The sequence below is a fragment of the Stutzerimonas stutzeri genome, from assembly GCF_024448935.1.
In the GTDB taxonomy this organism is placed as follows: domain Bacteria; phylum Pseudomonadota; class Gammaproteobacteria; order Pseudomonadales; family Pseudomonadaceae; genus Stutzerimonas; species Stutzerimonas stutzeri_AO.
In genome coordinates, this window is the sequence record NZ_JAMOIE010000139.1 from 1 (window position 1) to 8,376 (window position 8,376).

Annotated in this window: 13 protein-coding genes and 2 pseudogenes; 7 read left to right on the forward strand and 8 right to left on the reverse strand. The window is 59.5% G+C overall.

The window, feature by feature from the left end; translation table 11 throughout:
• Positions 1–427: 427 nt before the first annotated feature.
• The 3 genes from NA637_RS23280 to NA637_RS23290 form a co-directional block, all read right to left on the reverse strand.
• Positions 428–781: a putative quinol monooxygenase gene (locus NA637_RS23280; RefSeq protein ID WP_108233656.1), complete on the reverse strand. Its 354-nt coding sequence runs from the start codon at positions 779–781 to the stop codon at positions 428–430.
• Positions 782–863: 82 nt separating this feature from the next.
• Positions 864–1,751, reverse strand: coding sequence for an NAD-dependent epimerase/dehydratase family protein (locus NA637_RS23285; RefSeq protein ID WP_108233655.1), 888 nt, complete (start codon positions 1,749–1,751; stop codon positions 864–866).
• A 142-nt stretch (positions 1,752–1,893) separates the two neighbouring features.
• Positions 1,894–2,598 (reverse strand): SDR family NAD(P)-dependent oxidoreductase, encoded by a 705-nt coding sequence (locus tag NA637_RS23290; RefSeq protein WP_108233654.1) that lies wholly within the window; start codon positions 2,596–2,598, stop codon positions 1,894–1,896.
• Positions 2,599–2,751: 153 nt separating this feature from the next.
• Between NA637_RS23290 and NA637_RS23295 the strand changes: the two genes are divergently transcribed.
• Complete coding sequence (locus NA637_RS23295) at positions 2,752–3,651, forward strand: LysR family transcriptional regulator (RefSeq protein ID WP_108233653.1); 900 nt, start codon at positions 2,752–2,754, stop codon at positions 3,649–3,651.
• Between the two features lie 128 nt (positions 3,652–3,779).
• On the opposite strand, the gene NA637_RS23300 is transcribed toward NA637_RS23295, so the two are convergent.
• Complete coding sequence (locus NA637_RS23300; protein WP_108233652.1) at positions 3,780–4,088, reverse strand: hypothetical protein; 309 nt, start codon at positions 4,086–4,088, stop codon at positions 3,780–3,782.
• 166 nt (positions 4,089–4,254) lie between these two features.
• Here NA637_RS23300 and NA637_RS23305 point away from each other — a divergent pair.
• From NA637_RS23305 to NA637_RS23315, 3 genes and pseudogenes are all read left to right on the forward strand, one after another.
• Positions 4,255–4,488: pseudogene (locus NA637_RS23305) on the forward strand (hypothetical protein); the annotation flags it as partial.
• A 50-nt stretch (positions 4,489–4,538) separates the two neighbouring features.
• Complete coding sequence (locus NA637_RS23310) at positions 4,539–5,129, forward strand: DUF6088 family protein (RefSeq protein ID WP_167399120.1); 591 nt, start codon at positions 4,539–4,541, stop codon at positions 5,127–5,129.
• Between the two features lie 63 nt (positions 5,130–5,192).
• A complete protein-coding gene (locus tag NA637_RS23315; RefSeq protein ID WP_108233651.1) occupies positions 5,193–5,411 on the forward strand; it encodes a BPSL0761 family protein in 219 nt (72 codons plus the stop codon).
• On the opposite strand, the gene NA637_RS23320 is transcribed toward NA637_RS23315, so the two are convergent.
• From NA637_RS23320 to NA637_RS23335, 4 genes and pseudogenes are all read right to left on the reverse strand, one after another.
• A complete protein-coding gene (locus NA637_RS23320; RefSeq protein WP_108233679.1) occupies positions 5,408–5,605 on the reverse strand; it encodes a helix-turn-helix domain-containing protein in 198 nt (65 codons plus the stop codon). The two genes, NA637_RS23315 and NA637_RS23320, sit on opposite strands and share 4 nt — an antisense overlap.
• Before the next feature lie 135 nt (positions 5,606–5,740).
• Positions 5,741–6,106 (reverse strand): histone-like nucleoid-structuring protein, MvaT/MvaU family, encoded by a 366-nt coding sequence (locus tag NA637_RS23325; protein ID WP_108233650.1) that lies wholly within the window; start codon positions 6,104–6,106, stop codon positions 5,741–5,743.
• A 46-nt stretch (positions 6,107–6,152) separates the two neighbouring features.
• Positions 6,153–6,365: pseudogene (locus NA637_RS23330) on the reverse strand (recombinase family protein); the annotation flags it as partial.
• Positions 6,366–6,609: 244 nt separating this feature from the next.
• Positions 6,610–6,897: a helix-turn-helix domain-containing protein gene (locus tag NA637_RS23335; RefSeq protein ID WP_108233678.1), complete on the reverse strand. Its 288-nt coding sequence runs from the start codon at positions 6,895–6,897 to the stop codon at positions 6,610–6,612.
• A gap of 86 nt (positions 6,898–6,983) precedes the next feature.
• On the opposite strand from NA637_RS23335, the gene NA637_RS23340 reads away from it, so the two are divergent.
• From NA637_RS23340 to NA637_RS23350, 3 genes are all read left to right on the forward strand, one after another.
• Positions 6,984–7,430, forward strand: coding sequence for a hypothetical protein (locus NA637_RS23340; RefSeq protein ID WP_108233649.1), 447 nt, complete (start codon positions 6,984–6,986; stop codon positions 7,428–7,430).
• Between the two features lie 118 nt (positions 7,431–7,548).
• Complete coding sequence (locus tag NA637_RS23345; protein WP_108233648.1) at positions 7,549–7,809, forward strand: hypothetical protein; 261 nt, start codon at positions 7,549–7,551, stop codon at positions 7,807–7,809.
• Between the two features lie 98 nt (positions 7,810–7,907).
• Positions 7,908–8,376: inositol monophosphatase family protein (locus tag NA637_RS23350; RefSeq protein ID WP_336605513.1), on the forward strand; the 469-nt coding region annotated here is incomplete at its 3' end.

Here is an 8,376-nt window from a genome sequence, read left to right on the forward strand (position 1 = left end):
CTCACATGAGGCCATGCTGCATCACCTCGATTGGATCCACGGCTTCGACGCTAGCGATCTCAACGAGCCAGATGAACGCCAGGGCGGAACCTGGTTGTGATGCGGGTTTTCTACGTCACATCTGAATGTAATTTACCGTAGAAGACCTGTGGTGCAATGCTGCTCACCTAAGCGGAGCAGCATTGCGATTAACCGGGAAGCGAGTCGTGGAAATCTTCACCATCTTGGGTCTTGATGGCCTAAGGTCTGTTGACGTTTCGCGCTGGAGGCCTTGAGGAAGAGAGGCAAACCCGCAGAATTGAGGTTCCTACACCAATAAGCCTGCGGGTATGCAATGCCCCGATTGATGCTCAGTGACGAACCTTGGTCGAAGCTGGAAAAAATCTGCTTCAACAAGCCAGATCGTCTCCGCCCTGCCCCGCATCACTCAGCGAGTGAAGCCGTCGAACGGGGTCATGTAGACCGCACCGAAGCCATCCAGGCGTTTACGTGCCTCGGCGTCGGGGTTGCCATAGACAACCAAGCCAGTGACCGTAACCAGGTCAAGAAAGCGCTTGGCAAAAGGGGCGAAGGTCTGGTCGATGTGCGAGACCAACCCTTCGGAGCGATAGCGTTCGATGATGTGAACCGATCGCTGGTCGCTGCTCACGCTGTACTCGTAGGTCAAGGTGCCAGGTTCCTGGCGCGTTGCTTCGACGATCTCCGCGACCAGCGCCTTGAAGGCCGGGAAGTTTTGAGGTTCGAGACTCAGATTGAAGATGTTGACGATTACATCGCTCATGGTTTGCCTTCGTTGTCTGTGGTGAATGATCGAGGTCCCGTGACGCTGCGCATCGATTGAATCGGGATTCAAGCAGTGCCGGTCAGAGATTTTCTTCGACCCATTGGATGACCGACGGGTGGCGGGGCTTCCAGCCCAGCTCCTCGCGAGCCCGCGTGGCGCGCACGCGGCTGTTCGAACCGAGCGAATAGCGCGCCTTGTTGAGCCCCCAGTAGCTGGTCGCTTCCGCTTCGGTCCATTGCTCGATACGAGAAATGCCGAGGCGCCAGGCGATAGACTGGGCTATCTCGGCAAAGGACGATTCGCCGTTCTCGACGAAATAGAATCCCCTCCCCTTCGCCTGCTCAAGCGTCAGCAGGTAAAGGTCGCTCATGTCCTCGACATGAATGGTCGACCAGCGATTGAGGCCCGGCCCGACCGTCCGGACCACACCGCTTTCCTGCGCCTGGCTGACCAGAGCCGGAACCTGCACGCTGTCCCGCTGCAAGCCTCTGCCCCGGCCATAGATCAGGCTGTTGCACAGTACGATGCCCCGCACGCCCTCGGTTTGGCAGACGAGAGTATCCAGAGCGTGGCGTGCGGACTTCTCCGGCATGACATCAAGGGGCGTACGCTCGTCGTAGACCTTGCCATTGAGCCGGGTGCCTGCTGCCGCATCCCCCACAACGCTGGAGCCGCTGGTGTGCAGAAGCGCCTTGCCGCTCCCGGCGAGCGCCGCGAGCAGCGACTCCACCGCGCCACGGTGATCGCTGCTGGCTGCATTGATGACGGCGTCAGCGGCTCGCGCCTCACGCATCAGCAGTTGAGTATCGTCGAGACTGCCATGTACGGGCTCGATACCGAGGGCGCGCAGGGCGTCGAACTGCCCCTCATTTCGTGCCAGGCCACGCACCGAATGTCCCGCCTCAAGCAGTCGCATTGCAACGGAACCGCCGATGTAGCCCGTGACGCCAGTGACAAAGACCTTCATGTATTCACCCTGCCGGACATTTAGAACGCGTTTCTTCATGCCGGGCCAAGTAGGCACGCGGGCATACTTGGCGGATCGTTGCCGGACAACGTCCTTGCCTGGATCGCCAGAGGCGGGCGGGAAATGCCCGCCACCATAGCCATCACCAGGCGATTTCGTTGCCCTGGAAGTCAATGAAGAACACGCCAGCGTTACCCTGGCGTGCGGCAATGGCCTTGGCCATGCCATCGGTGCTTTCCTCGACCGCAACGGGAGCCTCCGGGCCCCCCATGTCGGTGCGTACCCAGCCCGGCATCATGGCAATGTAGGTCCGCTCATCCTTCTTGCGCGCGCTGAAACTGCGCAGCAGCGAGTTCAGTGCGGCCTTGCTGGCCCGATAGGACTCGTAGCCACCTTCAGTGTTGGTGCTGACGCTACCCAGGGCGGAAGACATGACGGCCACGACCCCCTCGGCCGGAACATTGGCACTGAAGGCTTCGAGCGCTCGCATGGGGCTGAGGGCATTGGTCAGCATCAGGTGGGCAAACTCGTCGTTGCTGATCTGGCTGGACAGCTGCTGCGGATCGTCGCTCACACCGGCGACCACAAACAGCAGATCGAAAGTGGCACCTTTCAGCTTCTCGGCAAGCTGTTCGATCTGCTTCTGGTCATTGATGTCGAGCTGCTCCACACGCAGTGCCTGAGAGAATTTCTCGGCCAGATGCCCCAGACGAGTGTCCGGCCCCGGAGCGCGCTCGGTCGCCAAGACTTTCCAGCCTTGCTCCAGGTATTTCTGAACCAGCCCGAGGCCGAGGCCTCGCGATGCGCCAAGGATCAGGGCGTGCTTCTGCTTGTCTGCAGTGGTCATTGATGACTCCGGTGGTAGGTGGGGCTATCGAATGGTGGCCCTTGTTCCAAGGCGCCAATCCAGATGGGGGATCATGCTATAGTCGACAAAGATTCAGATAAACAGGCAAAAACTCTTAACTGAGTAGAAAATAAGTCAACATAAGAAAGCCGAATGATGCAGATCGAATCGCTGAACGGAGTCATCACCTTCGTCACCGCTGCCCGCTCCTCCAGTTTCACCGAGGCCGCCGAGCATCTTGGCGTCTCCAAGTCGGCGGTGGGCAAGGCAATCTCCAGGCTGGAGGAACGGCTGGGAACCCAGTTGTTCCACCGCACGACCCGGCGCATTCGCCTCTCCGCCGACGGCGAGGCCTATTTCGCCGCCTGCGCGGCGGCACTGGATGAAATCAAGGGCGCCGAAGACAGCCTCGGCCCTAGGGCCAACGAGCCAGCCGGCCGCTTGCGCGTGGACATGCCGGTGGCCTTCGGTCGGCAGGTGATCATGCCGATGCTGCTGTCACTGGCCAAACAGTTTCCGCGTCTGAAGTTGAGCCTCTCCTTCAGCGATCACCTGATCGATCCCATCGAGGAAGGTGTCGACCTGATGATCCGCTTCGGGGAAATCGGCGACCAGAGCAATCTGGTGGCGCGCAAGTTGGCAAGCCAGCGCTGGGTCATCTGCGGCTCTCCCGAATACCTTGCGAGACAGGGCTATCCCGACGGGCTACACAGCCTGGAGCGGCATGACTGCATCGTTGGCTTCAGGCGTGGATTGCCCTTGTCCTGGCGCCTTTGCAGCGAGGGCCAGAACATCCGCTTTGCCCCGCCCTCCACCCACCAGTTCAGCGATGGCGCCGCCATGATCGACGCCACCCTGGCCGGTCTGGGCTTGTGCCAGATGCCGCTCTACCTGTTCCGCCAGCACATAACTGACGGACGACTGGTGGAGGTGCTGGCCGAACTGGAACCGGATCCGGTGGACATCTACGCACTATGGCCGAAGACCTCGCACCTGAGACCCAAGGTCCGTTATGTGGTCGACCAGTTGATCGAGCTCAGCAAACACTGGTAAAGAGCGAGTCCGCTTGCCCAAGGGCCTATTGATTTTTCACATGGGGAGCTATAGAAGCGCACAGGCTATGGTTGCCATGCCTTTCTGTCGCTCAAAGGTCACTCCCTCCGAGGCGAGAGTCGCCCCCCTCACACGCGGATCCTACGGTTCGGCAGCAGACAGAGTGCATTGCGTTCACCCGGGTAAGGCTCAATACACTCCACCTCGTCAGCAAGTACCTGCTCCAGAACAGCCAACTCATCCGAGGCGGCCCGCATCCCCAGAAATCGGGTTGAGCCTGATAGCGTCAGCGGTTGATGCCTCAGGAAATCGATGTCGTCTGTGCGCGGACTACAGCCGCGGGCCTTGCCGAGTTTGAGCAGTCGAGGGTAGGGATGCTGACCACCTTGAATCCGGAGGAGAGTGCCGACTCCATCAAAGATGACCGCGATTGGCATAGACAAGCCTCTTGATGAGGCTGCCTGCGCACGTCAGACTGGAAAGATGCCATTCGCCCAGTGGGCCAGACAGCCCCCCCGCCCTCTGGGACTGGCACCTTTTCTTGGATAACTCGCCGTCCCGGGCAAATGAACTCTCCTCCGCTTCAGTCAACAGCCGCCTTGGGAGTACGTCATGGCCCAGGTCAACAGCCACCCCGCCGAACAGGTGATACACGGCCTGTTCCCCTAGCGCGTGGAAGACATCGTGCTCGAGGCCATGACCGACCATAAAAAGCTGTCGCTGGAAGTGCTCGATAACATGGCCAAGAGCCGGGCGTTTGCTAGGGTGATCTACAAGCTGCTGACGACGGCCGGCGGGTTGGGCGGCGGTGACAACACCGGCAAGTACGGCATGTAGATTCGGTTGGCGCCCATGAGCGGCACGCTCTCTGATCGCATGGATGCACCATGTCCATAGCCTCCACCCTCTGGCAACAGGTGAAATACATGCCCAAGGGGCGACCGTTCAGCTCTCGACGTTTTGCAGGGCTGGGGTCACGCTCTGCTGTCGGCAAGGCGATAGCCCGGCTGGTGAGCGCTGGCGAGCTGGAGCGGATCACTCGAGGGATCTACATGCGGCCGAAGATCAGTCCGTATGTCGGCAGGGTTCGACCCAGCGCCTTGGCCGTGATCCGGGTGATCGCCAAGCAAAATCACGAAACGATCCAAGTGCATGGTGCGGAGGCTGCAAGGGCATTTCATCTGAGCACCCAGATGCAAACACAGCCTGTGCTGTATACGAGCGGCTCAAGTCGAGAGATTCGAATCGGAGCCCTGACGATACGGCTCCGGCATGTTTCCCCAGAAAAGTTGCAGCATGCCGGAACCAAGGTGGGGCTGGCCCTTGTAGCGCTCTTCTACTTGGGCAGGAAAGGCGTGAATTCGACTTCAGTAACGAAGATCAAGAGCGAGCTGACGCCGGCCGAACTCAAGCAGTTAGCGGCCTGCAAAATGCCCGCTTGGATGAGCAAGGCCCTGGCTGGCCCTCCGCCGGCCTGACGCCATACACCAATGACCAGGCAGAGCACTTCAGCTAGATGAGATTTATGCAAGGAAAACGGAATGACGATGCCCAGTGAGCGCACCCGCTCAATCATTCAAACCCGAAAGTTTCTGGTCGATTTGTCTCGCGACAAGACAATGCCTGAGGTCGTGCGCACTGAGGCGCGTCGCCTGTTGCGTCATTACCCTACCGCCGATGAGGTGCTGCTGGCCGGGAAGATAGAAGAACAGCGTGACGATGGCCTGCAGTGGGTTTTCCTGAGTTCCAGAATCGACTAGCCCCGTAACTCCGACACTGGAGGCAAGAGGGAAGCTGGATCACAGCTCAGCATGCTAGCGATGCTGTACAGCTTCTCGACGGTGATGTTCATCTCGCCACGTTCGATGCGCTCCATGTAGCTGCGGTCGATGCTGCAGGCCAGCGCGATTGCGGGAAGGCTCTTGGGGCAGGTTCGGGGAGTAACTCGCTGGATGACTTTGCCGTCGAGCCTAGCTATCAGCTCAGCTTTTCGCAGCACTAACGGCCGCTGTTGTTGGTCTGCTTCTAAAGGTCGAGCAGCTGTCAGCCCCTGCCGGGGTGAGGCTGCCCGAAACTTGGCCGCGTTGGCTCAGGCCAGTCGCCAGCCCTCCACCACTTCAGCACCAAACTCAGCCCTCCAGGCCTTGAGCTGGGCATGGTTCGCACCCTTGGTCTCGATACGCTTGCCGGTAGCTGGCTGCACATACACCTTCACCTGGCGGGGGCGGCGCTGCTTCACGACAGCCGGGACAAGCGGCTCCAGCTCGACCCGCTGCGGATTGAGGATGGCTGCCACCTTCGCCAGATCCATGCCGTAGTCCGCCATCAGCGCTTTAAGCTTGTCTTCGAACTCCATTTCGCGCTGGAGGCTGGCGTCGGCCTGCAACTGTTCCAGCAAGGCCATCTGCTTCTGCAGCTCACGCTCGGCACGACGAAATTCAGCTAATTTGGACATGTTCACTCCTTTGGTTACGTAACACAATCAGATTGGATGCGGCCTGCTACTCGCCGGTTCGCAGGTAATCAGAGAGGCTGGTCCGGCTGATGCCGAACTCAGGAGCCAGGGTGGCCTTCGGCTCGTGCGCCTCGGTGCGATGGCACAGCTCGGCGAACCTGGTGTCGCTCAGGGCATTCTTCCGGCCACGGCGGCAGGCGTCACATCGCTTGGCCAGGGCGATTCCCTCGCGCTGACGCTCGCGGATCAGCGCGCGTTCTAAAATACATTATCGTTAGTTTTCGCCGCCCGACCGCCTCGCCAGCCCAACAGCCTGAGCCGTAGAAACCGCAGGGAGCGCTCCGCTGTCGCCTCCCCCTGCGAAATTGCACTGATTTACCCATCCAAATGCACAGTCATTAACCAGTGATTTTCCCCATTGACCATTCAGCAGCGTTCAGCTCGACCACGCCCCACTTGGTGTGCAGCTCGAACCCTATAGGTGCATCTGGAGGGATGCCGTGTCAGGCAGACCGCTCGCGTTGAACAAGCTCCATGCGAATGCGGGAAAACAGATCGTCGATGGTGAGCGTTTCGTCCTGTAACAGGTAGCAGTCGGCCAAGATCGTCAGCGGATGAACCCCCATTGCAGATGCAATCTCATGCACCTTCTCGACAGTAGGACTCTTGAGCCCCCGCTCCAGCGTGCTTAGGTAGGTTCGGCTGCTGACGTTCGAGAAAGCCTCTTGTGGGAGACCTTTACTCAGCCTCTGTCGCTTCAGGGCGATACCGAATGCCTGTTTCAGTTCCATTTGCTGCTCTCGCAAAAGGAACGATAAGGCCCCATTGAACACTATAGAGCTACAATCTATAGTGTTCATTTTGTGAGGCGAAGGCCATGTTTGTGACATACCGCCAGGCAGAAATGCCCCTGGGAAGGTTGTTTGGGGATGAAAACTCTCTCCATTGGCGCTATGTGGAGCTATCTCTCAGGTGCCCCTGGTTCTACACCACCATCGGGTATGTAGCCGGTGACGACAGCTTCACCAGGACGTTGCTGATCCCATCCCCGCCAGAGCTTGAGCGGCTGCTCAGCGAGCAGCACGATCATATGTGGGTTGAAGAGGTGATGCTAGTCAGCCCCGGCTACATGAATGGCAGTGATGGCTGGAAAATGGAGCGTCTACAAGAGCTGCGTGTGGATGTTGACGATAGAGATGGGTACTCAAATTACGTCCACGTGATCGAGGGTGGCCATTGCTATATAGACGGGACATGCTCTGATCTGTCTCGGCTGCGAACTGAGCGCGCTATTTTCTCAGCTGCCGAGGACATACGCAGCTGACAAGAAGCTGGGCTCTGTCACGAATGCGCCCGACTGACGGCCTGAGCGGTGGGAACCGAGAACAGCGCTCCGCCGTCGCCTCCCCTGCGGAAACCTCTATTACAGAAGGAATGCGGCCATGCCGATCAACCTGCCGATCGAAGACTGGGACGGGGAGCCAGCCCTGCGCCTCCCCGACGAAGTTCTGCAGCGGCTCGATCTCCAAGTTGGAGGCTCGCTGTACTTGGTCGAGGCCTGGGTCGGCGACGGGCCGCGCCTCGTCCTGTCGAAGACGCCCAAGATTCCGGATCGCGTCGACGCCCTGGTCGCCCAGTGGGAGCGAGAACTCGCCGAGGAACAGGCGGAGTCTGTGCCTCCAGAGTCGTACAAGGATGAATGAGCTGCTTCCAACTACTCAGTATTTCTGAGTCGTTGCCTCGACGAGCCTCCAAGGGAGTGCCGCTGAGCCAGTTGGAAGGCGTAAGCTCAGGTCAGCCCATGCTGAACGAAGTGATTCCACTGATTCTGCGCGCCGGAACGCTCATCGCCGCCGAGGCCGCTCGCCCGGGAGGCCCGCGCGGGGAAGAAGATAAGGCCGATATTGACCTCGAAGTCGAGATCCTGCTGCGCGAGAGGCTGCTACGACTGCAGGCGGGTGACTTCTGGGGAGAGGAGACCGGGAGCGCACTGACGGGGGCACGCTATTGCTGGGTGGTGGATCCCAACGATGGCACTTCCGATTTTTTGGCAGGCTGGTCGGGCTCTGCCATTTCCGTGGGATTGCTAAGGGACTCCGAGCCAGTAGTGGGCGTCGTCTATGCGCCGACTTCTCCGCGTGGGCCAGACTGTATCAGCTGGGAGTCTGGTATGACTGGACTTCTGCGTAATGACATACAAATTTTCCCCGACCTGTCTGCACGGCAACTCGACGCCGCCACGGTAGTCTTCGTAAGCACAGCCGCTAAGG

Bases quoted from the DNA above. Each gene is read 5' to 3' on its own strand.
- NA637_RS23290 (WP_108233654.1), bottom strand. From the start codon at position 2,598: ATGACCACTGCAGACAAGCAGAAGCACGCCCTGATCCTTGGCGCATCG.
- NA637_RS23295 (WP_108233653.1), top strand. From the start codon at position 2,752: ATGATGCAGATCGAATCGCTGAACGGAGTCATCACCTTCGTCACCGCT.
- NA637_RS23315 (WP_108233651.1), top strand. From the start codon at position 5,193: ATGACGATGCCCAGTGAGCGCACCCGCTCAATCATTCAAACCCGAAAG.
- NA637_RS23335 (WP_108233678.1), bottom strand. From the start codon at position 6,897: ATGGAACTGAAACAGGCATTCGGTATCGCCCTGAAGCGACAGAGGCTG.
- NA637_RS23325 (WP_108233650.1), bottom strand. From the start codon at position 6,106: ATGTCCAAATTAGCTGAATTTCGTCGTGCCGAGCGTGAGCTGCAGAAG.
- NA637_RS23300 (WP_108233652.1), bottom strand. From the start codon at position 4,088: ATGCCAATCGCGGTCATCTTTGATGGAGTCGGCACTCTCCTCCGGATT.
- NA637_RS23345 (WP_108233648.1), top strand. From the start codon at position 7,549: ATGCCGATCAACCTGCCGATCGAAGACTGGGACGGGGAGCCAGCCCTG.
- NA637_RS23285 (WP_108233655.1), bottom strand. From the start codon at position 1,751: ATGAAGGTCTTTGTCACTGGCGTCACGGGCTACATCGGCGGTTCCGTT.
- NA637_RS23310 (WP_167399120.1), top strand. From the start codon at position 4,539: ATGTCCATAGCCTCCACCCTCTGGCAACAGGTGAAATACATGCCCAAG.
- NA637_RS23280 (WP_108233656.1), bottom strand. From the start codon at position 781: ATGAGCGATGTAATCGTCAACATCTTCAATCTGAGTCTCGAACCTCAA.
- NA637_RS23340 (WP_108233649.1), top strand. From the start codon at position 6,984: ATGTTTGTGACATACCGCCAGGCAGAAATGCCCCTGGGAAGGTTGTTT.